The organism is Robiginitalea aestuariiviva (assembly GCF_029537735.1).
Taxonomy (GTDB): Bacteria; Bacteroidota; Bacteroidia; order Flavobacteriales; family Flavobacteriaceae; genus Robiginitalea; species Robiginitalea aestuariiviva.
Genome location: NZ_JARPUQ010000003.1, coordinates 147,360 through 173,239, shown reverse-complemented (window position 1 = coordinate 173,239; position 25,880 = coordinate 147,360). Strand labels below are relative to the sequence as shown.

Sequence of the window (25,880 nt, the reverse complement as noted above, 5' to 3'; positions counted from 1 at the left end):
CGATTGGCGGCTATGATTTCATTTACCTTGTTATCGGGTTTTTCTTTTACTTTTTAATTCATTGTTGATCTCGATAAGACTATTTAAAATCTCATCAAACATTACAATTTCTATATTTTTAAAACTATGTCTCTGAAGCTGTAAATCTTCGTGTCTTGACTTATTTCTTAAGATTGATTTAATCTCGCCGATTATCAGTCGAGCTTTGGGTTTTGTTATCAAAAGATTTATATCCTTCTGAAGTACACCATATTTATTGCCAATTTTTCTTCTTATAAGCTTCTCAACTTTTTCCTTATTGTTTTCAATACACATTAAATATTTTTCTAGTTGAACACAAGCTTTTGAGCAATTATTCAGCAAATAATAGTTGTTATGGTCTTTATTTGTAGAGATAACATTTGCATTAGGAGTTTTAATCTCGATAAGCTCTACATTATTATAAATGTCAATTGCAATAAAGTCAACAGGTCTGCTCTCCGCTTCTAAGTCAATTGCTTCAAAAATTGTATCTACTTCCCTTATGACGTACTTATATCCTGGGAATATTAAATGAAAGTTAGTCTCTAAAAAATCTTGCCATTTTAATTCGTCTTTGTTGTGCTTTGACAAATGTTCTTCATATTCTTTTAATATGTATTCAAGTTTGTAAGTGTCTGTCTGTTTGAAAATGTCAATTTTTGTTTCTGACTCACTCAAGTACTTTTCGTACAATTGGAACATCAAATCGTGAGCTTCTTTGTCACTCAATTCGTCAATTGTTTCTTGGAAAATGAGATTTCGGAATTCTTTCGAAACTATCTTTGAAGTAACTGCATCATCCACTGTTAATTCAGGCAACTTTTTTTTTAGATATCGAAATATTTCAGATTTAGAGTTTTGTGTCGATACTTGTTTTTCTGCTACAAACAGACCATTACTATAGTTATAATCTTTCTGGCTTAGAGTTAAATAATAATTTCCATTTCTTGTTGCAATACTAGATTTTGCAGATTTCCTATAGTCAAGAGTGAAAGATTCTAAATTTTCGAATTGATTAATTATGCTTTCTATTATGTCTCCGAATCCTTTGTAAAACAATCCAGTAGTGTTGTAGATTCCCTTAATTTTACTTAGCGAGGAAGTACCAATAACCTTAATTTCGTCAATCGGAAAACCACTTGGAGGGAAAATAGAAATTTTCTTGTTCGTCTTGTCAATTTTACAGCCGAGTGTCTCTGTCCTTAATTTTCTTGTGCTGGTATTTTTTTCATAAGCATTTGCCAAACCCATTCCCTTCTCTGTAAGGTCAAAGTTTTTGTAATACACATATGTGTAGTTACCTTTTTGAATTTTTCTAACCTTTTGAATTGTCCTAGGCATCTAAATTGGTCTAATTACCGATAACATATGTATACAGTTCATAATGCACTATACCCCATATATAGGCAATCATTTAATTGTATTCTATTAGGCGTTATTACTACCACCTTAATCTCATTGACTTCTATTTTAAGAATAAGGAGACCAGCGAAATGATGGTAGCAATAATTGCTATGTAGAATCCCCATTCCCCGTACCTAAATCCCTCTATGGTTTTTTCACGAATCATTGATTCCTGTTGTTCTCTTAAGTCTACCTTAGCATACCCACCTTTTCTTTTAAATTCTTTACCATCTTCGGTAATTTTCAGATTACCTTCTGTATCTGCTATCACAAAACCTTTGTGGATCAGTTCTTCTTGAAAAGATATAATCATCCAATCTTCCAATTCAAAGTCTGGCATCAGTTGAAATAATGTCGACATTGTAACGTCTCCCATTCTATCAATCAATAAATTTTCAAAAACGGGCACATCCCTGTACATCAGAAGACCTAGTATTCTATCTAGTACTTCATTCCTATTAATTGAATTCAATTATCATAGAATTTTTGAGTAGTAATTAGTTGTATATTTAACATGCTAGGCACTTTCTTCAGTAAACCGATTGTATATGAACAAATCATCATCAATCTTTAAAAAAGCCAATACAACTAGTTTCAAATACATGAAATATACGTTTTGGTGCACTTCATCATTTTCAGCTCTACCATGGGTGCCATGTAGATAGCTATTTCTTAAATCTAGACTATTTGTAAACTCTGATTTATTCAAATAATAGTTGAAATAAGACTGTTCTGTTCTGGAGAATAAAGTGTTCTCCTTAAATATTAAGTTCTCTTCAATCATCTTATTTACCTCGATTTGAAACAATTTTGGATAATGATGAAATGAACCAAATTCATTTTCATAGAGGTCCTTTAATATCATTAATCTGTGAAAATCCTTTATCAAAATATTCTCGTCCTCATCCAGAGCTAACAAACCCTCATTTATTAAAAAGTCGATTCGAGGTTTATTATAATCTTCATAATTTTCATAATTTACTTCTTCATTGACGAGAAGATCACATAGGTTTCTATAATGTTTCTCCTTATGAGGATCCACGTAAGCTAGAAGGGTCTGATCTGAAAAAAGCAAAGATGTGTACTGATTAACCTTATGATTTTCTTCGTTTAAATAAATATACTTTGATTCGTTTAAACTGGGAATGTCTTTAAGTGCTACCGGTAATGAGGAAATCCTTAGTAGATCGAAATCAATTTCACCATCCTCAACAAACAATTTGAATTGTTTCAAACTGGCTTCGAATTCTGGGGCCAATAGTTTAATCTTCTCGAATGATGAATTATTAGCCGATGGAACTGAGAATCTGGCGTTATTTGGGAAATTGTATTTGGTTTGAAATTCTAAAGTAAAGATGTCTCGAAGTACTCTTAATAGAGGAACATCAATCTCATCTAATACTTTATCATAACCTGCTAATTGCGCTTGGGAGGTCATTTCCGAAAGCAGAAATGATGTGCCTTTAACATATTCGTTCTTAGAGCGAACACCCATCACTCTCTCAAGTACTCCTAGACGAGACCTCTTACTTACTAACGTTATTCTACCTTGTTCGTCAATAAAATCAAATAGGTAGTTGAAATTTTTAAAAAGCCTGTATGTTTCTCTATTCTCTCTAATGAATGTAACGCTATAGCGATAGTTTGCTATATGGTTGTCATCAACAAAACCTTCGATGATCTTAGTTGCTTCCTCAGAAAATGACACTGACACACCAAATCTTAACCCACTTTGATTTTGAAATAGCTTTTCCGTTAGTTTTCTGTTCAAAAGCTCTGCTTTCAGTCTTGTCTTAGGGGAAAGTTGAAAATTGCTTTGATGCTTCACATTAGGAATCAATCCTACATAATTTAGATTTGCATCGTCTGAATCGAGATATCCCAATATAATATGTTCCTTATCCTCCAGAGTTAAGCTTTTTGGTAGTAATTTTTGACCAATCTCACGGTCATGCTTTATCTCATATTTTGCAAGTAAGATTTCAGCAGACTTATCGTATTTAAGTAAAAATGCACGTATAGTCGTATCGTAGTAGTCGACTATACCTTTATTTTCTAAGAGGGTATTGATTAAGAACGGACTGTCTCGTAGAATTGCATCTATTTTATCATTCGAAATTCTTTTATAGACCTTATGATTATTGATTATTTCCCAAAAGGAGCTAATATACTCGTGTGGTATTTGCCGATATAATGCTTGAATATTTCCGCTATTTATTCCAGAAAAATACTCTCCGATTTTAATCAGATATTCATCTGCTTCGGACTTATAATCTAATATTTCTGAAGGAGTCCAGGAATTGAGATATAGTCCATTGTCGAGGTATTTCTTGATTTGGTAGCGTTCTAAGAAATCATTAATATCAAGTTGTGCATTCTCGACCTTGGATTTTAGTATACTTTCGCCTCTTTTTAGGTGAGTCGGTCCCATTATGTCCTCTTTGGAATAAAAGACAACCCTTTTTAGATCAGGTTCTTGCATAAGATTATGCTTGGTTGTTATAAGCCCTTATTTCTCCTGAAAGGCCTCTATGCCTTAAATACTTGTAGTAAGATGCTCTAGAAATTTCAAGCCGTTCACAGATTTCAAAAACTGTAAGTTTTCCCTCTTTGAAATATTCTTCACAGAGTATGGCCTTCTGTTGATTCTTCTTGCTAATACCTTTCGGTGCTCCCAATACTTTTCCACGTCGCCTCGCCGATTCAAGACCGGCTTTTGTCCGCTCTATGATAATATCCCTTTCCAATTGTGCTAAAGCAGCAAAAATGTTGATTATGAATTCTGAGTGTGAAGATTTCTCAGTCGTATCAATGAAAGGCTCAGTGATGCTTTTGAATTTTACCCCTATTTCTTCGAGTTCTGTCATAAGCTTTGTAAAATGAATCAAACTCCTTGCTAACCGGTCGAGTTTCCATACCACTATCGTGTCACCGTCTCTTACATAGCTCAATAGCCTTTGAAGACTTTTGCGCTCTTCTTTAGTACTGGAAACTTTATCGGTATAAATATTCTTTTGGGCAATACCTTCCTTCAATAAAGCATCAAGCTGAAGATCCAAACTTTGCTCTTGAGTACTCACCCTTGCATATCCGAAAACCATACGGAAAAGTTTAAATAATGGTTATAAACTAGACTATTTATATAGTACGCCAAAATGAACTTTTTAGAAGTTGTAAACACGGAGAATCAAAAAAGTCTAGTATAACGGTGGTTAAGGAATACTTATAAGAACTTGCCTTATTATTAACAATAAACCCTATAAAATCTATGGTTTACATATAATATAAAGAATTCACTTCTTAATATATTTCAATCATTCCCCCTTTTACAAACCAGTCAAAATCCTTGATCATGAAAAACATGCAAAGTGGGGTGTCATTCCTGTTTGTCCTAATCAGTCTAAGTCAACTCGATTCAATTTATTCACAAGAGGCTTTATTTAGTCCACCCACAGATGGACCAAATCAATTTTTTATTGATTTTGTTGGAACAGCTAATCTTCAAGGGAATTTAAATCAGGCGAACGAAGAATTGCAAGGTTCCGCTGGATTAGGGGTGATATTCGAACGATACTATCTTAAAAATGACCAAGATGGGATCTTTTTTGAGAGTCTTGATATGGAGGCATACATTAATGTTGCCTCCAGTGTAGATTCATTAAAAGCTGTTACAACTAGTGCGGGGGAAATCACAAATAAACGCGACTTTGGTAGCTATATTCTCAATCCGATAAGCTCCAAGCAATCGGTATTTATAAATGCTAATCTCTTTTTTAATCCAGAATTAAACTGGGAAAAAAGTAATTGGATTACAAAATGGATCAGTGGAGCGAACTTTAGAGTAAATGCATCTAATGTCCTATGGAATTACGAGGCCGATAATGAAACTATTGGAATTAATGCTTCTGCAATTAATTTGAGATTTGGAATTTTCCATGAGTTTATTCCCAATGATAAGATACGTGATGATAATAACCGTCGTAAGTATAGTGTTACACTTGGCATTAATTACACATTTCGCGAACTAGCCGGAGATATATCTTCTCCTACCAACGACCCTCTGCGATCAAGATTTTTAGGAACGACCGATACTAGTTACAGTGGTATTGAGCCATCATTCGGCTTTAGGCTTAACAATATCATTGCTGAGTTTTCAATGCCTATGATTGGTGGGGGCAGTAGAAATGACATTGAAGGATTAACAGATACTCAGTTTTTATTCTCAATACGTTTTGTTGGTGGATTTAGCTTAAAATTAAATGATACCGCCGAAAATGATGGGTAAAATGGGTGTTCCGAATTATATTAGAACCTCACCATATGTCGGAATATAGTTTATAGGGTATTTCCTGCTCATACTAGTCAAATCATGGAAAGGATTAAACTCCGACTATACTTTTATTATTCTAATATACAATATCTTACGGTATTATCTTCAAAAAGGCAACCGTATAGGTTTCCTTTCTAATGACTTATATTATTTTTAAAGAATGTAATAAATACTTTTAGATTCGAGTGCTTCCCAGTTCATATTGGGCCGGTTTTAAGGAGGGGTTACAGTTTTACATACCCAATTTGTGAAATATGGTCCAGAAAATAGGGAGTATTAAATAGTCCTGAATAGTTCGTTACGATAATCGCAGCCATCAAAAAGAAAAAGCCATATAAGTCTGTATACCCAATTCAATCAAATCGGATTATATATCCACATCGAGAGTTTCAAAGAAAAGCCGAAAAGAGCCTTGGTAAAAGTAGTCGGCACAAAAAGAGAAAACGAAAGTGGAAAAAGATTCAGTTTCCAAAAACAGTTTCATTAATACTGAATCCAGAAGGGACACTCCAAACTTTCAACCATGCCTATCAATATTTTCAGAGAAACTATAACGTTGAGTTTGACCTATCCTCAATAGTAACTTTGACTCCCGAGTCGATTGCAGCCCTAGCTGCATGTATAGCAAGTGATAAATTTACAAATGGTATGTCCTCCCGGGGCAACATACCTTCGAATCCATCAATAGCAATGATGTTCAGGCAGTCGGGATTTTTTGATCATGTTTCAATATTGGATTATGATTCCGGTAGATCGAAGGGAGCCAAACTAATACACAAACGCTCGGATAAGAAAGTTGAATCAAGTGATGCCAAAAATATTTGTAGGCGATTGATCTCAAAAACAGACTATACGTATATCGATGAACTCGAACCAATGTATGTGATTTTAATTGAGGCAATGCAAAACACAAATAATCATGCTTCCGCCGGAAAACCTGATCAATATGATTGGTGGCTTTACCAATACGAAGATCCTGAGAAAAAATTACTTCATTACACCTTTCTTGATATAGGTGTTGGGGTATTTGAGAGCCTCCCAGTTAGGGACTTCAAAAGGAAATTTATGGAATTATTTAGTATTAAAAATAATTCCGATTTGGTAAGGCCACTTCTCAAAGGAGAAATAAAATCAAGGACTTTACAGCCCAACAGAGGTAAGGGCATACCTCAAATTTACGACCAATCCTTTGATGACCTATTTGAGGAATTTCATATCTTAAGTAACGATATCCTGATCAACACAAGAAAGAAATCCCATATTCGACTTAGCAATCAGTTTTATGGAACATTATATTACTGGAGCGTAAAAATTAATTAATATGAAAACAGAAGACACAATCATCATAGCAAAGGAATTTGCAGAAGATCCAGGCGCTCGTGAAATAGCAGATGGGGATAACTCAGCTGAAAAATTCTACAATACCCTATTGTTGCCCAAATTTAAAAGGGCAATTGCTGAGGATTACAGCATATTAATTGATCTTGACGGTGTTTTCGGATATCCTTCTTCTTTTGTGTCAGGTTCTTTCGGTAAACTGTCCTTGGAATATGGTTCCGATAAAGTACTCTCTCACCTTAAATTCAAATCTGATAGGCGACCCATCCGTATTGATAAAATCGTTTTTGAGATTAAGAATCCTGCTTCCCAAAAATTCCAATGAAGACAATAAACAAGATTTTTGCTTACTTAGGCAGAAAGGTCAGATGGGTGGTTTTTTTATCACTTTTGCTTATTGTTTCAGCGTTCGTTCTTGGTATTAGCGTAAAGAACTGGCCCTTTGTTTCTTTCAATAAAGAGCTCGGATTGGCGGACATCCTGGATGTTTTGACCACGTTATTACTTGCCTTTTTAATACCTTATTTTATAAAGTACTTTATCGACAAGTCTGATAAAGTAAGTAACATAGTTCTTCAAGCTATCGAAGCTTATAGGGATGAAGCTTATTCAATACATGATAAATTTATAGAAATCAATGAATCTGGTTCTATCAAAGGGATGGATCGTGATCAGCTTTTATTAGCTACTGAAAACCTTGATGGTCGTTTAACCCTGCTCGAAAAAATTGTTAATCGTAGATGTGGCGATTCTGCCAAGGATCCTTTGGACAAATTGAAAAAAACTCATATCGAGTATTGGCGCTTGTTAACAGGATCCGAAATAAATTCCGTGTCACTTGACTCAATTGATCTTGATTTGGCTAAAATCGAAATAAAGGAATATCATCGACTTATGGAAGATCTTATGTCACTTGAGTTCAGGATAGTTGAATTATAGAACTACGTTCAACTCAAAAATTTGAACTATTTGTAACCTCTCATTTATTCGAACTATTGTTTAATCAAATTTTCTTCTGCCAACCTATTTCAAAGCATAATCTGCCCGACACCATACTACCGGGAAGATCAATAAATCAGGTTCTTACTCACTTCTATTGAAATCAGGTAACCGTATTGGTAACCCAAAAGGGCAATTCATACTAAAATTCGGTGCGCCAAACTTGCCCTAAAAACAAGTGATCCCTGGTTAAAAGAATCCTTATTCCCTGGGTTATCTTCCCCAAGGATGATGGGAATGTGTTTTTTGTTGTTCCCTGCAATGGAAATTCAGCACCAAGCATTTACTTCGAGAGCTCAATGGAATTTCAACAATTTCAAGCATGCTCAAAGGAGCAGCAATGGGAGCTATTTTTCAGCCAAGGTGTTTACCTGATGCAGATGGTCGAAGGGAACCATTCCTATTCCCTATACGCCATGCATCGCTTCTATGTGGAAGTCGTCTTCTCGCTGGTAGAAGGAAAGACACTGCGAATGAACGCTTTTGAATTTGGATCCAACTTAGACCGATATCTTTCCTGGAAGGTAATCATTCTCTGATCGGGTTCTTCAGATTAATTCCAGAAACATGCTTGAAGGATATAAACGTGGATCGAAATGGAGGTGCAATTATTGAACAAGAACTATTTAAACGAAATCAAAGATTACCTCGGAGACTATCAAATTGATCTTCCCAGTATTGATTGTGCCTTGCAGCTATCAAAATCACAACTCGATAAACTCAACTGCTGGCTCACTAGTCATGATGAATTAGACCCTTGTTGCGAAATTAATTTCTTCAAGACCATTAAATCCGTTCCCTTTTCGCATTTCATTTATTTCCTATTAATAAAGGACTTTTTAAAAGATGTGCCGGTAATGGATACCAAAGCACAAAACAAGTTCTTGCGGGCCCATATGGATCGGGTCAATGCATTCTATCGCCATAATTCTGAATTCATTTCCTATATCCTGCAAGAGCAATCCTATATGGATCCGCTCTATTTTACTAGAGAGGCAACCCGTAATCAGGCAACCTATTCCCTTTACTTTCTGGATCCTGGCTTCTCAACCAGTCATGATACCCTTCTGGCAAAATTCAAAGCCTTCTCACTATTCAAGGACTACCTGGAAAATCAATCCTTAGACAATCAAAAGCAAACGCGCATTTCTACATTGAGATGGACCGGTCAAAAAGTCGATCTGGTTGAACTCGTTTATGCTTTGCACAGCTGTGGGGTGTTCAACCATGGGAATGCCTCTCTGAAAAAGATTGCTGAATACCTTCAATGCGAATTTGGTTGTGACCTTGGAGACTTCTACCGCAGCTACTCCGAGATACGCTTTAGAAAGAAAAGTCGAACCAAGTTTTTAGATCAATTGGCCATCACCTTGCAGTCTAAAATGGAATTGGACGACCAATAAGTAAAACACCCAACTTGGGAATTTTGCATTTCTTATTATTAAGCTTAATCCTGCATTTGGAAGCGCTGTATTTATGCCGAATTGATGCTTTGTTTTCTTTTCGAATCTCAACTAAAAAAACACCCATCTGGGGTGCTTCATCTGAGTAACTCCCATCACCAGAGGTCATTTTTGTGAAACGAAAGTCAAATCAGTGCAAAGCCGTCAAACCAAAATGTATAACCCTGGCGGCTTTGCTTTTTTAAACCCTATTCAATGAGTGCTACCGTAATTACCACCGATGATTTACGCTTATTTAAACTGGAACTCCTCGATGAAATCCGAGAGATTTTCGAGGACAAGAAACTCAGCGGAAAACGAAAATGGCTCCGATCCCAGGAGGTTCGAGAAATGCTGGGAATCTCTCCTGGGACCTTGCAAAACTTAAGAATTAACGGAACCATACCCTATACCAAAATCGGAGGGGTACTCTACTATGACTCCAATGAGATCAACACTGTGCTGGAGCGCAATCGCGTACACAATACAATTTGAATTCTTGGAACAGCCGATCAATTATATCACGCACCTCAATGTGGTCCTGGACAAAATTGCTAGTGATAGTCGAATGAATCCTACCCATGTAAGCCTCTATATGGCGCTGTTTCATCTATGGAATCTACAGTATTTCAAAAAGGAGTTTTTCATTAACCGGGAAGAAATCATGTCTAGTTCCAAGATTGGTTCAAAAACCACCTACCATCGGTGCCTTACTGATCTCAATGCCTGGAAGTACATCAAATACATTCCCTCGAATAATCCATTCAAGGGTAGTCGAATTCGCTTGCGTTATTACGGAAAACTAAAGGGAACAACACCCATAAAAGACCGTCCCGAATCCGGGACAACTGGTGTACCGCTTATGGCCCATCACTTGGCCAATAATTGGACAAGTCCTGGACAAGCGCTGGTACCTTATAACAAACAAATACAAACAGATAAAAACATTAAAAAAAAGAAATTAAATAAAGAAAAAGTTGCCCCTACCCAATCAAGGAAGCATGAAAGTGCATCCAAAAATGAACCTGGAAATCTCAAAGCTTCACATCCCAAAAATTACGCCGAACCGTTATGAATTTTCAGGCCCCACATCTGATCGTTGAGGGAAATAGAACGTTTCGCCTGGGTTCCATCCAGGGTCGAGAAATCCATTATGAATTTTCACGAATTCGGGACTTTTTAGAATTCAAGGGAAAGCAACTCTTCGGTGAGACTTTTCAAATTTACCCTGAAGACCACGGCATTCTCACCCAGCTGATTCACTATTTCATAAAAGATGAAATCATGTGCAAAAATCACGGGATAGATCCGGATAAGGGCATTTTACTATCTGGGCCCATCGGTTGTGGAAAAACAAGCTTTATGCGGCTTCTAAAATTGATTGTGCCTCATAAAAGGCCCTATTCGGTCCTCTCGAGCCGAAATATTGTGTTTGCCTATAATCACATCGGATCCAAAGCACTTCAGGATTACGGAGACCATGGCTCCTATTGTTTTGATGACCTGGGAGTAGAACCTAGTGGCAAACACTTTGGGCAGGAGTGTAACGTTCTAGGAGAAATTTTGCTTTCCCGCTATGAGCTGTTTGTTCTGCACAAGGTAAAAACCCATGCCACCACCAACCTGAATGCACAAGAACTCGAGGATCGCTATGGTAACCGGGTTCGAAGTCGTATGCGGGAACTATTCAACCTCATAGCCTTTGACGCTGATTCTAAGGATAAACGCAGGTAAATTACATCACCCGTTTACACCGAATTGAAAGCCATCTACACAAAAACACTTCCAGAATACCAAAAAAGTGGCCATCTTCTTACATGTTCATATCACCGCAAGTTAAACTACATGTCATCGAGTCATGCCATTTTACACCAATCTCAAAATCCGGCCCGGTAATTCACCCGAGCTGATAAGCAAGAAAAAAAGAACAGCAGCAAAATTAAAAGCGCTTCGGGCTGCCATATTAGACCATTTTAATACCAGCAGCAACGCAACGGCTCGCGATAAAACCATTAAGATTGCTACGTGGAATATTCGAGAATTTGGTGGAAGCAAGTTCAAGGGGCGTGACTTCGAACCCCTTTATTATATCGCCGAAATCATATCACATTTTGATATTGTCGCCCTGCAGGAAGTCCGAGGGGATTTAAAGGAATTTAATCGCCTTCTGAAAATCCTAGGCCCAGACTGGTCCTTTATCGCAACGGATGTAACAGATGGCAAAGCCGGCAATGGGGAGCGCATGGTATTTCTCCATGACCGCAATAAGGTTCATTTCAAAAATATTGCTGGAGAACTTACCTTGGAAGATGGTGCTAAAATTCGAGCAGCTTTTGGAGAACGCATTAAACTTGAAAATGGCTTATCGCTTAACCTTCCCGCAAATAATGATCTTTCCGGCACCTATGATGCGCGATTAAAAACATCCAATGGTCAAAAAAAGCTCGACCTGGATCTTGAAATTCCCCTACCCCAAAACTGTTCCCTGGAAATTCCAGCTGGATCAAAATTAACGGTAACCAAAGGAACCAATGTAGCCAGTCCAGCACGAGGAAAGGCCACGGTAACCATTCCAACCGGATCCGTAAATGGATCGGATTTTCGATTACGATTTCCCGAGAATTCCTTCGATGATTCATTCAAGCAATTTGCGCGAACCCCTTTCCTGATTGCCTTTCAGACGGGATGGCTAAAGATCAACCTGTGCACCGTTCATATTTATTATGGCGATTCCAGTGATCCAAGCATACTAAACCAAAGAAGAGACGAAATTCGGCAATTGACCAAGGCTTTAGCCGATAAGGCCAAGAGTGAATTCAAAGAAGATAGTGAGACCTTTTTAGGAGTCCTAGGCGATTTTAATATCATTGGTGAAGGCCATCCCACGATGGCCGCTCTCAAATCGAATGATTTTGTCATTCCGCAGGAATTACAAGATATTCCCGGATCCAACGTGGAACGAAATAAGGCGTATGACCAGATCGCCTTTTGGAAACCAAACCGGGTAACACAATATGCACGATTGGATATTAAAGGCGCCAATATTTTTGATTTCTTCGAACATGTTTTCAAAGTCGGGGAGGAAGATCTCTATATAAATGAAAGCCCAGAGAATGGGCTTAAATCAAAATCTAGTTTCAAAAACTGGCGGACCTATAAAATGTCTGATCATCTGCCTATGTGGATTGAGCTAAGGAATGATTTTAGTAACGAGTATTTAGACAAGATTGAATCAACCTAAAGGTTGAATCGTGCTTACTTGAGCTTTTTAAAAGGGAATGAGCCTCCAAGCTCCCTTGTTCTTAACAGATTCCCTAAAGAACATTTACTGCATTTGATTCTATTTAAACACTTTTATCCACATCCTGCATTGCATTTCTTGCTTATCCACAAATAATCAAATTTCAAGCATTTGATGCTCTGAAGCCGTAGTTTTTCCATATCAATAATCGCTAATTCCTAAGCTTTTTGATATGAAAAAATCAATACTTCCTTTTGCCCTAACCCTTTTACTTACCCATTCCCTTTCAGCCCAAATCGGTGGCATCGAAAACTCGGTTAATGATGTTGCCGATACGATCCGAACCATCTTTCCGATAGTTCTGGGAGTCATCTTTCTAATCGGCTTCCTATTTAATGCCGGGCACTTTTTCGGAGAGAATGCCGACCTAAAAAAAGGCATCACCCGAGTACTGGTCTTTGTACTCATTGCTGGGGCCGTGGTAGGCATCTTTACCTATCTCATTGGAATTGTGGTCTGATGAAAACCTACCGTATCTATCGCAATATCCGAAGGCGAGCCTTGATCTTCGGATTACCCGTCAGCTTTTTTGCGTTGCAAATGGTTTGCTTGTTAGGATCACTCCTGGTTATCATATTCTCTTTCGGGACGGGCATGTTGTTGGGAACTGTGGTCGTCAACATGTCAGTCTATGTCCTTTTACTTCGACTGACTCGAAATCCCCAGACCTTTTCCCTCCAGCAGGTATTTCCTGCTTCCATTAGCAACCAGCAAACCAGCAATCTGACCTATGAAGCCGATTGAGCTTGCGGGGTTCCATCCCATATTAACGATCCAGGATGATGTCGTTTTTGCCAGTAATGGAAACCTGGTGCTTCCCTACCAGGTCGATCTACCTGAGATCTACACCCTTTCGGAAGGGGATTTTGAAGCTTTGCACGCCACCTGGTTACAAGCGATAAAAGGCCTGCCGGCAGGTACAGTCATCCACAAACAGGACGTGTACCTCAAAACTGCCTTTGAATCCAGCGCTCTACCTGGAGACACCTTCTTGGCAAAAGCTACGCGTAGGCACTTCCAGGGTAGGCCCTTTATGGATCATACCTGTTACCTGTTCTTCATTCACAGCAAGAACAAAGCGCTCAACAATCCGGCAATGGTTAATCCCTTCCGCAAGATTTCCACTGCAATCCCCTCCCTATTGGAAGAATCCCTAAAAACCTTTGTCCGACAAGTAGAGGATTCGGTGGCCTATCTCAATAATTCTAAAAAGGTGCAGCTCACCCGCATGGACGCCCCCTCCTTTCGGGAGTATACCCGGTCCTATTTCAACGGTTTTTCTCATGATGTAGACACGGATATTTTACTCGATAAAAACCTGGAAATCGGTGATCGACACTGGGATATTCTTAGCGTCAATAGTGAGCTCTGCTTTGGGGATACCGTAAGTACCAGTTTACCTAACAACCAATTCGCATCAGACGCTTTTGGTTTTCATCAGGGATTCCTAGAGGGACTGGGCCTCCAGTTGGACGAAAACCACCTGGTGAACCAAATCATCTATTTGGATGATAAGGCAAAATGGCGCAAAATTCTAGAGCGGCGCATCGATGAGCTTAAAAAATCGTCCCGCTTCGGATCCCAAAACGCGGTTATTCTAGCGAAGGTGGAAGACATTCTGGAGCGTATTAATGAGGATGAGCAGTCAAGAATCATTCGAGGGCATCTCAACATTCACTATTGGGATACCATGCGATCCCGTCTTGGGGCTATCGCCTCGAAGGTTAAAGCAGAATTCAAGGAACTCGATATCCGCCCCTACCAGCCTAAAGGCGCCAATCGCTCCCAGTACTATATCAATAGTTATCCCTGCTATGCGACGCTTTTCCGGGATTCGGATCTGTATGTAAGCGATCTGAAACACGCCCTGTGCCCATGGATCCACACCAGAGGATATCGCAGTGATGAAACCGGCATACTTTTTCAAGATCGGGTTTTTAATATCCCTGTACGTAAAGATGTATGGGACGAAACAAAAAAGCGTATCAAAGCGCGCAACTTTGCCATTTTTGCACCCACCGGTGAAGGCAAGTCCTTTTTGGCCAACAACATCTTACGTCAATATTTTGAAGCCGGGGTGCGCCTGGTCATCATCGATCTGGGCGGCTCCTATACCAAATTTGCCCAGCTCTATCCTGAGCAGTTTGTCATACTACGGTATCAAGAAGGTACCTCTCTGGGCATTAATCCCTTTTATGTGGTTAACCCCGAAGCCGTGGATGCGGATCACCTGGAGGATCTATGCCAATTTCTCCTCGAACTGTTGGCCTGCGACACCCCTATGGAGCGCACGGGCATTGTAGCCCTTAAAAAAGTACTGCGACACTACTATTTGGAAATACGAGACGGGCATTCGATGAGCTCCTTTGTTGCATTTATAAGAGCACAACAGAACGATCTTCTCCGGCAACTGGATATTCATCCAAGCTATCTCTCCCTGGATTATATCCTGCATATGCTCTCGGAATATGTAGGTGATGGACTCTACGGATTCCTATTCGCCTTGGGCCAGGATCAAACCTATCGCCTGGAGGACAAACGACTGATCATTTTCGAACTCGATCAAGTCCGTGATAACCGGGAACTGTTGGCCGTGATGCTAAAGCTGATTAAAACGGCCATACAGCGCACCATCTGGAAAAACCGCTCGGAAAAAGGTATTATCCTTTTCGATGAGTTTGCCAAACAACTGAAATTTGACAACGTACTGGAAAGCGTTGAATTCTATTACCAGGCCATTCGCAAACAGAATGGAGCCATCGGGATTATCCTGCAGAGTATTAATCAGCTTCCCAAAAACCATACCTCGGCCAGCATCCTGGAAAACACCCAGGTGGTCTATAGCCTGCACAATGAAAAAGGGTATGACGAACTGAAACAGCGGCTCAATCTATCGGATCATGACGAAAACCAGCTTTACAGCATGCGTAACAACCTTTCAGGCCCACGCAAATACACCGAGCTCTTCCTAAAGATCGGTAAAGAAAGTAACGTCTATCGCCTGGAAGTTCCTCCAGAGGCCTATGCCGCCTACCTCACCGATGGGGCCGAATCTGAAGCCTTACAAAGGCTTTTTGAAGCCTCTGGGAATATGCAAACGGCCATTACTCAATTCATATCAAGCACTAAAACGTAAAACATCATGAAACGAATCGTTATTCTCGCTGTCCTTATCCTCACCTTTTCAGCGCAAAGCGCCGCTCAAGGGATGCCCGTATATGACAACACGAACTTTATTAGCCTGACCAAATCCCTTTTCGAATCGGCCAAACAAACCGCTGAGCTACTCAAAACTGTAGAGTTCCTACGCGAACAGAAAGACAACATTGTAAAGGTCAATGCGGTTATCCGAGAACTTAAGGCCGCTAGTGAACTCACGCGGAATCACCAGCGCCTTTTTAAAACCGTCCGGGGTGATCTTCGGCAAATCCTCAGTTCCCCATACATCCACCCGGACGAAGTATCCCGAATATCAAGCTCCTTTGAGGCAATCATGACTACCGCCATCGACGATTTGGAGCTCATCAATCACATTCTCTCCAGCGACTTTCTAAAAATGTCGGATGCAGAGCGCACCTCCCTGCTGCTCACCAAAGAGCGGCAATCCCAGGAAATGGTCGCTGAAATCACACAAAAGACTGAGCGCTACAGGGATATTATTGCCTTTCGGCGTATGCAGGATCTGATCAACAACCGCGAAACCAACTACTAATGAGCCCTTGGATACTCCCGTTAAGCATGGGATTGGAATACATAGATGCCGTTTTCCAAACTATAAAAGCCAGCGACTTTTCCCAGTATACCATTACTGGAATGAAGGTCCTGGCCGTGCTTTTCTTTCTGGTGAATATCCTTAAAAAATACAACGAAGGGGTAGCGGACCGAAACGGGTATACTTGGGGCCTTTCACCCGGGGAGTTGGCCAAAAACGTAATGATTGTGCTGCTGGTGATCTACTCTACCCAGATTCTAACTTTTTTCGATGCCATCCTGGTGGCCATCGAGTACCAGTATCGCGATACCGCCCCTGCCCTACTTCCTCTCCAACTCCAGGATTTGCCCATCGAAGAAGAGATCGGTGCCCTGGAGGCAGCAAAAAAAGCCATGGCACTTCTTTATGAAGCCTTGGTTACTCCGCTCTACGGTTGGAAAATCCTAGCCTTTATCATTAGTCTGTTTCTCTGGATTGTGGACTTATTTATTTATCCACTCTTTTTGGCTGAACGGTATTTCTTGCTCGGTATCCTGCAAGCCTTCTTTCCACTGCTTATCGCCCTGGCGGTCTTTGAGAAATTCCGGAGTCTGGCCTACAACTTTTTTAAACTCTACGCGGCCGTGTACATGCTGGTGCCGGCCTTCTTTCTGGTCAATGTCTTTATTAATACGCTCTACAGCGAAATCAACACTAATTTCTGGCCCAACCTTTTTGGAACCGATGTGGGCAGCCGGGTTTTCGCACCGGTGGTGGAACTCGGCTCCGTGGGTTTTATCGTCTTTTTAAAATTCAAACTCTACCGCAAGGCCACCTCCTTTACCCTTAAACTCTTTAGTGCATGAAATTCACCTACTCCAATATCCATACGCTCTTTCGTATCAATCGCCTGATTGTAATCAGCGTGGTCCTCGTGGCCTTTGCCAGCAGCAGCTTTTCCGGGTGGCTGGCCTATGAAATTCACCGGGAAGCCCTCGATAATGCCTTTGCCATTGACCCGCAAGGCGAGGTCCATACCCTTACCCGCACGGCCTCGGATACCAACCGGGAAGTGGAAGCTCTGGCGCATTTGGAAGCCTTTCACCGCCTGTTCTATGGTATCGACGGGGCCACATTTGAGGATCACCTGGAGCGCGCCCTGTGGTGGGGTGATGCTAGCGTTAATGAACTCTACCGGGAGAAAAAAGCCGATGGACTTTACAATCGCCTGCTCCAGTACTCCCTTACCCAAAGGGTACTGGAAGTGGATTCTCGCATTGAACTTGGAGATTCCCGCATTCCATTTACCACAAGAATACGTTTTGAGGTGCAGCGCGCCTCTGTTACCGATACCTACGAACTCATCACCACCGGGGTCCTTGTGGTCACAGAGCGCAATTTTCCGCACAATCCCCATGGTATGCTGATCACCAATTTCTTTGAACAATCCTTAAAACAATTGCCCCATGAAAATCCATAAGAATAAAATAGTATTCGGCGGGGTCTTACTGCTGATTGTGCTTTTCCTATTTGGGTATGGGTATACCCTCTGGGGAGAAGCTTCTTCCGACGAACCGCTCGCCAAGCCCACTCTTCCACGTTGGGAGGATACTGAGGCTACCTTTAAGACTAAACTCGAAGCGGTGGATGCCATTGCACCCGAGCGAGAAGCGCGCGTGCTGCCCTCCCCCTATCCCGAGCATATGATTGATGAGAAAGGTTATTTCAATCCGGATTATATGGAATATGAAAAAAGCCGAATTATCGATAGCATCTACGCCCGGGGAGCGCTATCCAAAAAAAGCATACCCCGACTGACACCGGCCGAACCCCCCTTATCGGATCCAAAACCAAGAACCCCTGAAATTCCAACCCCAACACCAGAGATCGAATGGCAAAAATTCGCAGTGGAGCATCAGCTGTTCTTTGCTGCAGATCCAAATGCTGAGCAACCTCAATCCAGGATATTAGCACGGATTCTCGATGTGCAAACCGTACGTAAGGACTCCCGTGTTTGTGTCGAAATAGGCCAACCCATCCCATGGGGTGATGTCCACATTGAGTCGGGTACCCGGGCATGGGGCATCGCTTCATTTGGTTCTAACCGTTTGTTTATTACGCTCTCGGATCTTAATGGCCACCCCATTGAGTGGGAGGCCTACGATCTGCAGGACGGGCTTCGGGGGATCTACCTGGAAAACTCCTTTCGCGCCGAAGCTGGGAACCAAGTCCTCGGTGAGGTTGCTGAAGATATCAGTCTGCCGGGTGTTCCCCAACTCAGGGGCCTAAAAAATGTATTTCGTCGACGTCAGCAAAACCCAAAAGTGACCCTCTTGGACGGTCATATGTTTGTTTTTAAATCCAAATCTACTTCATTATGAATTCGCAACCTTTATGCTTCCTTTTCACCCTGGTATCCACTTGGGCCATGGCACAAAATCACCCTGACACGCTTTATGCCAATCAGCATGAGGTCCTCTCACTATTCTTCGATCACCCCATCGAAAAAGCCGTAACCGGTGCGCCTCATTTTACCTTTACTTTCAATCGGGAATCCGCAGAAAACCTAGGGCTCTTACAAGCCAATCCCGGGCCCAAGAGCAATTTACTGGTGCTCACCCAAGGCGGGGATGTCTACTCCTATGTGCTGGCCTATCGCGATAGCTTAGGGCAGTTTGTACGGCGCGTGGATGCAGGTGAAAAGGCCTTACCCATAAACACATCCCCAAAAGAAAAAACGCTAGTACCTATCCCGGAGCAAGTGAAAGAAATCAGCACACAGATGCTGAATTCCAAAATAGTGATGCACACATTTAAAATGGAACAGGGGCTTGGTCTTCGCGTCTCAAAGGCGTTTTATCACCAAGGCTTTACCTATCTACGGGTTGACCTCAAAAATGAATCGGCCATTAACTACCAGCTAGACAGGATTACCCTCTTCAAGGTTTTAGGTACCACCGCTCGCAGAGCGTCCTTCCAGGAGCTCAAGCTCGAACCTATCCATGTCCATAACCTCCCGGAAGTAATCCCGCAAGCCACCAGGGCCCGATTTGTTCTGGTGTACCCTAAGTTTACCTTAGGGCCACATCAGTACCTGCGCTTTTCCATACGAGAGAATCAGGGGAGTCGGCATTTTTACAAGCTTTTAAGGCGTTTGTAGGTCTACCTGGATTCTAGTCCGCCTGAAAGATAGATCGGGCCTCTTCATAGATTTGGGAGTAATGGGCCGCCAAATCCCCGGCTTTTGGGGGCTTAGGCAATCCCCGCATCAGTTGTGGCTTTTCGAACCAAATCCGTGCCTCCTGCCCATCGGCGAAGGCAATAAACTCCCCTGGCTTGAGCCGGAAAAACACATCCGCTCGTACTTTCGACACCTCGCGTTCCCCTGTGGTTACCCGGGTGTCAAAATTGATGGTATGGCTGCGGTTCACGCTGCGGGTGGGTTTTTTAATGATCTCAAAAAACTGCTCGTAGTACTTGGCTGTATCTGGATCATTTACCTTGCCGAAGAACTGGTAAGACAGGTTGCTTAAAATGGCCTTACCTGCCTTTTCCCCGTACATCAGATCGTTCTGGATTTTATCCTGCATCACATAGATGGTAGCGATATCATAACTGCGTAAGGTAGCTGGGATTCGGTGCATGTTATAAAGTCGAATCGTCGGGGCTTCCTCCATAAGAATAAAGGATGGATTTGCCCCTCGAACTGCCATTTGTTTGGTTATGGCGTGCATCACCGTAGCTAATACTGGGGCATATGCGGATTCGTACTGCGGATTGTTCACCAGACTTATCCAGGTGGGCATAGCCTGTGAATTCACCCCGAGGGGTACTTCATCTTCAGAAAGCACATAGAAGATCTTAAAGGTGGATATCTTTTTTAAGGCATTGGCCAGGGTGCTCATCACACCAGCCGTCTGCCGCTCCGAAGCTATCCCCTGCAAAAAAGCGCTGGACAGGCCCTGGGATATGGCACTGGCGTTTAAAAAAGCTACCAGGCTATCCTGGGGTAACTGCTGGTAGAGGGCAATCAGATGTGGGAGGGTACAGTACCTGGGATAATCAGTGCGAAGCCGCCAGATCATTCCGGCCAGTAGGCCCTCTACCGCGTCGGTGAAAAACTTTCCCGTTCCAGAAGGCCCATCTTCCTTTTGTTCCAGAAGGTTGCTAATTAGCACATGTACGATTTCATTGATGGCTTCCGCGGAAGGCAAATAACGGGGCGCAATGGGATTAACCCGGTGATATACGGGATCAAAGGAAATACAGTAAAACTGCGCCCTTTTGGTATCCAGTAAGGGATAAGCCAGCTCGGTAAGCTCAAAATCCTTATAGTCATGAATTACCCCAGAGAGTCCTTGCTTGGCCGCATGTATAAGAATTTGGGCGAGCACACTTTGAGTTTTTCCACTACCGGCTGCCCCAATAACGGAAACACCCCGCCGCATATTCTGTAATCGAAAAACCCCTTTGCGATGTGCCAGGTTTACCGTGAAAACGTCAGCGGCAGCTTCTAGTGCAGTGGATTCTATATAGGTCAATAACATGACGGTAATACCCAATATCGGGCACACCCAAATCAGTAGATAAAGATGCCAGGCTTCCTTCCACCAAATAAATCCAAGAACCAAACTGAATACAAAAAGGAGGATTCGAATCGCATCGGCTTTTCGTCCGGCTCGCCGGCTTAATAGCCATAGTAGCGTATAGATCAGTAGGCTCGAAAAAAGCAAAGGGATAGGCATATTTCAGGCATTAGAATTGAATGGTTGATGCGGACAAGGCCCGCGATACTGACCTTCGCAGGGCCTTGGCAGCTTTAACGGTTATAGAGAATCCCGGACCGGATACCATCGGGAGTTTAACCCCAGCCTGGATTAGCACTTTTAAGGCCGCCCCGCGCTCGCCACCAGGCAATCCTGCCAAAGCTTTAAAAAAGCGTTCGGGATCACGCTTTAATAGCCTACGGTTGGCATAGTGTTGGGTAAAGGATCGCTGGTAGTTAAACCGCGTGTCAAAAATGCGCTCGGCCTGGGTAAAAAACCTATCCCGATCAAAACCTCGTTTGACCAGTTTCCCACCAAACTCCACCGTAGATGCCTTGTATTTACTCCCCGGAGAGAGGCTAACCCGGTTAGAGGCATCCTTTCGAGAAACAATTATATGGATATGGGATTGGGGGCCGGGTTTGGGCATGCCTTCCCGGATACGCCGACCTTCAAGCTGCGCCGGGGCCGAAGCTTCCAATCGAAGGATTTCTTTCTGAAGGGCTCCGACCTTACCTGGCTGCTCCCCACGCTCAATCCGACGGACTTCGTGTTTCAGTTCCAAAATTTGCGCCGCAACGGCCTGATTCATTTGGACGGCACGATCCGTTCCTTTATAGAACCGCTGGTGCTCAATTCGCGCGAAATACAGGATATCCGAGGCCCGGATGACCCGCCCGTCAATTTCCCGATTAAAACACTGGGCATAGGATGCCATGATTTCTCGGGTGTAGGCTTTTAAATCTTCTGAGGTATTACCAAGGGATTTTAGTTCAGATGCACTCGGGCTGATGGTGATGGCATAAAAGCGAGGCTCGTTTCGGGAAAGCTTGGTTGCATTACCGTCGATTTCACAAATTACCTTTTCCGGGGATACCTGATCTTCCATCCGACTGAAAAACTGCTCACCAGTCCAATCGGATATTCCCTCAGCTTCCTTTTCCAGATAGGATACATAGTCAGCCACACTGCGGGCAAAATGACCTCCGGAGCGCTGTGGAGTGATGGTGATATACATAACTAAAATTTATCTTTTAGTCCCTTCAGCTCCTCTTGAAGCGTGCGTCCCTGATACTTTTTTTCAACCCATTTCGGTGATTTCTTCTCTGCCTCCAAGTCAACCTCAAATAGGGCCTTAAGCATGCCCACTGTAGGTAGGGTCTGTTTTTTTTCGATGTCCTTAATAATGGCAATGACAGCATTGATGCGCTGCAAAACCTTCTTTTCGGTTTTGATGAGATGGTTCGAAAGTTCATCATCCGGATGGAGCTGATAGCGTTCAAAAAAGTCAAGCATTCCATCCAGCACGGCGCTATTGGATCTGCCCATTTGTCGAGCGAATTTGCGGTACTTCTTCGCAACGGATTCCTTTATTTTAAAAGTCACAAATCCTTCTTTTTGGAACTCCTTATCCATTTTTGAGTAAATTTTGAATTGATTATCAGTGATTTAATCCCTTTTTTACTCAAAATCCTCAGAATGGGAGTAAATTGGAAGGGTATAACTATTTGATAATGTGTGGTATGCGACAAGTAACCCGCCCCGCGCAGGTTACCCTCTTGCTTCTCCTTTTTGTCTTCAATTGGCAATAGAAAACAAACGTCGAACCCTGAATTCCTTCAGGACCTAAATGGCTTAAAAAATCGTAAATGAGCCTAGCGAAAAAGGAAAGTCAAATCGAAGAGTCGCTAGGACAAAATTGCGCTGTGACACGCAAAGGGAAGATACGAATAATTCGAAAAACGCGGCAGAAAACCCCTCTTTATGGAAGGGCTTTCTTGTGGAGTAGCGATTGTTAGATCATCCCCTCATCGGCAAAGCTGAAGTAGGTTTGATTCGGAGAGAGAATCAAATGGTCCAGTACGCGAATATCCAGGGTAGCTGCCGCCTTTTTGATCTTACGGGTGATCTGCTGATCGGCCCGGCTGGGCCTCAATTGTCCGGAAGGGTGGTTATGGGCGAGGACCATTGCGGTAGATAGGGATTTTAAGGCAACCGCCATCAGGATGCGGACATCCACCAAGGTTCCGGTGATCCCACCGATAGACAGATCAAAGATACCCTTGACCTGGTTGGAATTGGTTAGGAGCACCACCCGGAAGGATTCCAAAAGACCAATTGTGTCTTGATTCCAGGTATCCCAAAGCAGGATAAAAGCATCCTGGGAGGTAACGATCTTGCCGCTGGAAAATACGGATGGGATCTCATGGTAGTGAATCTGAATTTCGTTAACTTTAGCTTCCATTGCTTTTGCGATTAAGAGTTAATGGTTAAGAGGGTGCTACGCCTGCAAAGCAGCACCCTCTTTTTTTGTGCTCAGGGTTTGGAACCCAGTAACAGGAGTTCATTGACCTCGACTTCGGTGACATATCGGCGTTCACCCTCGGAGGTGTCGTACTGACGGTGGATGAGTTTGCCACTTACCGCGAGCTCTTTGCCTTGGGTCACATAGGACTCGATGATTTCGGCGACCTTGCCCCAGGCAACCAGTTGATGCCACTGGGTCTGAGTTTCTTTTGCGCCTTGTGCATTTTTGTAATACTCATTGGTGGCCAAGGAAAAGCGGGCTACTTTCTTGCCGCTATCCAGGGTAGTGACGGTAGGATTCTGTCCTACGTTGCCAATTAATTGGACTTGATTTCTGATGGTGTTCATAACACGGGATTTAAGTGAAACATTTGATTTACATGTTGAGGGATTCAGCGAACTTTCAGCCTTAATTTTTGAAGATTGGTTTCGTCGCTTTAAAGGTTTCATGGGATACATTTTTGAATAGTCTTTGATGATGCCCTTGGCTGTTTTCTTTTTTGATGCTGACACAATTGCAATACTTCGCATTGGCAAAAGGACTTATATAAAGGACCTTTTATGAGGTCCGGCTTTATGCAGTCCGGCCAACTGGGAAGTGTTGGTGTTTTGCGATCAAAAAAGAACCGGGAAAGGTGCGGAAAGTCCTAAGTGAGATAGGCCCAGAAACTGCAAAGTCAGTTCAGCTTAAGCGAATAGACAGATCGAAACTAGACTGAATTTAACTGGTAGTTAATACCAAATAAATACTTAAAATTCAATCAACAACTGAAAATTGCGAATAAGGATTTAAGTAGTTCAGTAAAAAATTGTGCTGATAAGAAATTGGAAATTAACAAACTAATGAAAGGATCAGTTTGATACTACTAAATTGAATTTAAGAGAAATCAATAAAAATATCACCAGAGATTACGTGAAACATTTAATCACTACTCATTTTTGCCTTAAACCAAGGCTTACTTGGGGATTATTCAGACATCTGAAGAAAAGAGAAGAAATCATCCTATTTCGTTTACCTTGAACAGTAGCTAATTAAGGGGTAGATATAGAATGTAGATACCCCAAAAATTAGGACAGCTTTCTTTCAAATTTAGATAAATATTCATGCTGCTTTTTTAAATACATCAGCGGGTATTTCATAATCGATGGATTGATGTCTTCTGCTGTGATTGTAATAGTCGAAGTACTCCGCCAATAGCAGATATAGATCCATGCCATCTTTTGGAGGATTCAGATAGATTTTCTCATACTTCACATTTCTCCATAGTCTTTCGATAAACGCATTGTCGGTTGCTCTTCCCTTGCCATCCATGCTTAAACGTATTCCCTGACCCAAGACGTAATTTGCGAATTCTTCGGCAGTAAACTGACTCCCCTGGTCTGTGTTGAGGATTTCTGGTTTCCCATGTACTTCAATAGCTTCCTCTAATGCCTGTTTGCACCACTGCGCATCCATGGAATTGGAGATACTCCAGTTAAGCACATACCTACTGTGCAGGTCAATGATGGCCACCAGGTACATGTATCCCTTCTTCAGCGGAATATAGGTAATGTCCGTAGCCCAGACTTGATTGGGCCGTTCAACGGTCAGATTCCTGAGCAGATAAGGATAGGTCTTATGCTCCTTACATCTGCGTGAGGTGTGTTTACCAGGTAGCACAGCCCTCAGGCCCATGACCTGGTAATAAAGCCGTTCAATACGGTTTTTGCTCACCGTGTAGCCTTTGTCCTTGGTTAGCCAGATATGCATGCGTCTGGCGCCTTTAAAGGGATGATGCAAATAATGCTCATCCATCTCCTGCATCAGCTTCAGATTCAGCTCGCTCTCGCCCCTGGGTTTATAATAAAGCCCTGAACGATGTACAGACAGCGCCTTGCATTGTTTGGTAATACTTAATTTGGAATGACCCTTGCGTATCATTTTTCGGCGTTCGACCAGTGGTCTTAGCGCAAGGCGTCCTTTAAAAAATCTACTTCCACTTTAAGCTCCCCTATAGTCTTGAGCAGTTGATCATTCTTTTTCTCGGCTTCGCTGCGCTTGTCTTTCTTTCCCGATTCAAAAACCTGCTCGGCACCGTTGAGGAAATCTCGTTTCCAGGAGCTTATTTGCGTAGGATGCACTTGATATTTCTGAGCCAATTCGGCCAGGCTATGCCGCTCTTTTAAGGCCTCCAAAACCACTTTGGTCTTGAATTTCGATGTGTACTTTTTTCGTGTCATGTACAGTAAATTTAATAATTAAACTTACTGCCCTAATTTTTGGGGTATCTACACAGTTCAA

Annotated in this window: 27 protein-coding genes; 16 read left to right on the top strand and 11 right to left on the bottom strand. The window is 42.0% G+C overall.

The window, feature by feature from the left end; all coding sequences use genetic code 11:
- Nucleotides 1–30 precede the first annotated feature (30 nt).
- The 4 genes from OZ410_RS13385 to OZ410_RS13370 form a co-directional block, all read right to left on the bottom strand.
- Nucleotides 31–1,362, bottom strand: coding sequence for a Shedu anti-phage system protein SduA domain-containing protein (locus tag OZ410_RS13385; RefSeq protein ID WP_277708520.1), 1,332 nt, complete (start codon nucleotides 1,360–1,362; stop codon nucleotides 31–33).
- A gap of 124 nt (nucleotides 1,363–1,486) precedes the next feature.
- Nucleotides 1,487–1,897, bottom strand: coding sequence for a hypothetical protein (locus OZ410_RS13380; RefSeq protein WP_277708519.1), 411 nt, complete (start codon nucleotides 1,895–1,897; stop codon nucleotides 1,487–1,489).
- A gap of 45 nt (nucleotides 1,898–1,942) precedes the next feature.
- Nucleotides 1,943–3,907 carry a hypothetical protein gene (locus OZ410_RS13375; RefSeq protein WP_277708518.1) on the bottom strand — a complete coding sequence of 655 codons (1,965 nt, stop codon included), beginning with the start codon at nucleotides 3,905–3,907 and terminating at the stop codon, nucleotides 1,943–1,945.
- A 4-nt stretch (nucleotides 3,908–3,911) separates the two neighbouring features.
- Complete coding sequence (locus OZ410_RS13370; protein WP_277708517.1) at nucleotides 3,912–4,526, bottom strand: recombinase family protein; 615 nt, start codon at nucleotides 4,524–4,526, stop codon at nucleotides 3,912–3,914.
- A gap of 251 nt (nucleotides 4,527–4,777) precedes the next feature.
- Between OZ410_RS13370 and OZ410_RS13365 the strand changes: the two genes are divergently transcribed.
- From OZ410_RS13365 to OZ410_RS13290, 16 genes are all read left to right on the top strand, one after another.
- A complete protein-coding gene (locus OZ410_RS13365; RefSeq protein WP_277708516.1) occupies nucleotides 4,778–5,710 on the top strand; it encodes a hypothetical protein in 933 nt (310 codons plus the stop codon).
- 630 nt (nucleotides 5,711–6,340) lie between these two features.
- Entirely contained in the window at nucleotides 6,341–7,075 is a 735-nt protein-coding gene (locus OZ410_RS13360) for a hypothetical protein (protein ID WP_277708515.1), read from the top strand.
- Nucleotide 7,076: 1 nt separating this feature from the next.
- Nucleotides 7,077–7,418, top strand: a complete 342-nt coding sequence (locus OZ410_RS13355) for an STAS-like domain-containing protein (protein WP_277708514.1) — start codon at nucleotides 7,077–7,079, stop codon at nucleotides 7,416–7,418.
- Nucleotides 7,415–8,032: a hypothetical protein gene (locus OZ410_RS13350; RefSeq protein ID WP_277708513.1), complete on the top strand. Its 618-nt coding sequence runs from the start codon at nucleotides 7,415–7,417 to the stop codon at nucleotides 8,030–8,032. The genes OZ410_RS13355 and OZ410_RS13350 overlap by 4 nt, the downstream gene beginning before the upstream one ends.
- 656 nt (nucleotides 8,033–8,688) lie before the next feature.
- A complete protein-coding gene (locus tag OZ410_RS13345) occupies nucleotides 8,689–9,495 on the top strand; it encodes an RteC domain-containing protein (RefSeq protein ID WP_277708512.1) in 807 nt (268 codons plus the stop codon).
- Between the two features lie 255 nt (nucleotides 9,496–9,750).
- Nucleotides 9,751–10,029 (top strand): helix-turn-helix domain-containing protein, encoded by a 279-nt coding sequence (locus OZ410_RS13340; protein WP_277708511.1) that lies wholly within the window; start codon nucleotides 9,751–9,753, stop codon nucleotides 10,027–10,029.
- A gap of 4 nt (nucleotides 10,030–10,033) precedes the next feature.
- The gene (locus OZ410_RS13335) at nucleotides 10,034–10,609 is read left to right on the top strand and encodes a hypothetical protein (RefSeq protein ID WP_277708510.1); all 576 of its coding nucleotides are present in this window, start codon (nucleotides 10,034–10,036) and stop codon (nucleotides 10,607–10,609) included.
- Nucleotides 10,606–11,268, top strand: coding sequence for a P-loop NTPase family protein (locus OZ410_RS13330; protein ID WP_277708509.1), 663 nt, complete (start codon nucleotides 10,606–10,608; stop codon nucleotides 11,266–11,268). Before OZ410_RS13335 ends, OZ410_RS13330 begins: the two co-directional genes overlap by 4 nt.
- Before the next feature lie 124 nt (nucleotides 11,269–11,392).
- Entirely contained in the window at nucleotides 11,393–12,775 is a 1,383-nt protein-coding gene (locus OZ410_RS13325; RefSeq protein ID WP_277708508.1) for an endonuclease/exonuclease/phosphatase family protein, read from the top strand.
- Between the two features lie 232 nt (nucleotides 12,776–13,007).
- Nucleotides 13,008–13,295 carry a hypothetical protein gene (locus tag OZ410_RS13320; protein WP_277708507.1) on the top strand — a complete coding sequence of 96 codons (288 nt, stop codon included), beginning with the start codon at nucleotides 13,008–13,010 and terminating at the stop codon, nucleotides 13,293–13,295.
- Nucleotides 13,296–13,565: 270 nt separating this feature from the next.
- Nucleotides 13,566–15,971, top strand: coding sequence for a TraG family conjugative transposon ATPase (locus OZ410_RS13315; RefSeq protein ID WP_277708506.1), 2,406 nt, complete (start codon nucleotides 13,566–13,568; stop codon nucleotides 15,969–15,971).
- Nucleotides 15,972–15,977: 6 nt separating this feature from the next.
- Entirely contained in the window at nucleotides 15,978–16,547 is a 570-nt protein-coding gene (locus tag OZ410_RS13310; protein ID WP_277708505.1) for a TrbJ/VirB5 family protein, read from the top strand.
- Nucleotides 16,547–17,392, top strand: a complete 846-nt coding sequence (locus tag OZ410_RS13305) for a hypothetical protein (RefSeq protein WP_277708504.1) — start codon at nucleotides 16,547–16,549, stop codon at nucleotides 17,390–17,392. Before OZ410_RS13310 ends, OZ410_RS13305 begins: the two co-directional genes overlap by 1 nt.
- Nucleotides 17,389–18,006, top strand: coding sequence for a conjugal transfer protein TraK (locus OZ410_RS13300; RefSeq protein WP_277708503.1), 618 nt, complete (start codon nucleotides 17,389–17,391; stop codon nucleotides 18,004–18,006). Before OZ410_RS13305 ends, OZ410_RS13300 begins: the two co-directional genes overlap by 4 nt.
- The gene (gene traM / locus OZ410_RS13295) at nucleotides 17,993–18,907 is read left to right on the top strand and encodes a conjugative transposon protein TraM (protein ID WP_277708502.1); all 915 of its coding nucleotides are present in this window, start codon (nucleotides 17,993–17,995) and stop codon (nucleotides 18,905–18,907) included. The genes OZ410_RS13300 and traM overlap by 14 nt, the downstream gene beginning before the upstream one ends.
- Nucleotides 18,904–19,686 (top strand): DUF4138 domain-containing protein, encoded by a 783-nt coding sequence (locus OZ410_RS13290; RefSeq protein ID WP_277708501.1) that lies wholly within the window; start codon nucleotides 18,904–18,906, stop codon nucleotides 19,684–19,686. Before traM ends, OZ410_RS13290 begins: the two co-directional genes overlap by 4 nt.
- A gap of 13 nt (nucleotides 19,687–19,699) precedes the next feature.
- Here OZ410_RS13290 and OZ410_RS13285 read toward each other — a convergent pair whose 3' ends face one another.
- The 7 genes from OZ410_RS13285 to OZ410_RS13255 form a co-directional block, all read right to left on the bottom strand.
- The gene (locus OZ410_RS13285) at nucleotides 19,700–21,271 is read right to left on the bottom strand and encodes a type IV secretory system conjugative DNA transfer family protein (protein WP_277708500.1); all 1,572 of its coding nucleotides are present in this window, start codon (nucleotides 21,269–21,271) and stop codon (nucleotides 19,700–19,702) included.
- Between the two features lie 10 nt (nucleotides 21,272–21,281).
- A complete protein-coding gene (mobB, locus tag OZ410_RS13280; RefSeq protein ID WP_277708499.1) occupies nucleotides 21,282–22,310 on the bottom strand; it encodes a MobB family relaxase in 1,029 nt (342 codons plus the stop codon).
- Nucleotides 22,311–22,312: 2 nt separating this feature from the next.
- Nucleotides 22,313–22,708, bottom strand: coding sequence for a BfmA/BtgA family mobilization protein (locus tag OZ410_RS13275; protein ID WP_277708498.1), 396 nt, complete (start codon nucleotides 22,706–22,708; stop codon nucleotides 22,313–22,315).
- A 379-nt stretch (nucleotides 22,709–23,087) separates the two neighbouring features.
- On the bottom strand, nucleotides 23,088–23,537 hold the full coding sequence (locus OZ410_RS13270) for a JAB domain-containing protein (RefSeq protein WP_277708497.1): 450 nt from the start codon (nucleotides 23,535–23,537) through the stop codon (nucleotides 23,088–23,090).
- A gap of 71 nt (nucleotides 23,538–23,608) precedes the next feature.
- Nucleotides 23,609–23,947, bottom strand: a complete 339-nt coding sequence (locus OZ410_RS13265; protein ID WP_277708496.1) for a single-stranded DNA-binding protein — start codon at nucleotides 23,945–23,947, stop codon at nucleotides 23,609–23,611.
- Between the two features lie 754 nt (nucleotides 23,948–24,701).
- Nucleotides 24,702–25,520, bottom strand: coding sequence for an IS3 family transposase (locus tag OZ410_RS13260; RefSeq protein ID WP_277708495.1), 819 nt, complete (start codon nucleotides 25,518–25,520; stop codon nucleotides 24,702–24,704).
- Between the two features lie 23 nt (nucleotides 25,521–25,543).
- The gene (locus OZ410_RS13255) at nucleotides 25,544–25,819 is read right to left on the bottom strand and encodes a transposase (protein WP_277708494.1); all 276 of its coding nucleotides are present in this window, start codon (nucleotides 25,817–25,819) and stop codon (nucleotides 25,544–25,546) included.
- Nucleotides 25,820–25,880 lie beyond the last annotated feature (61 nt).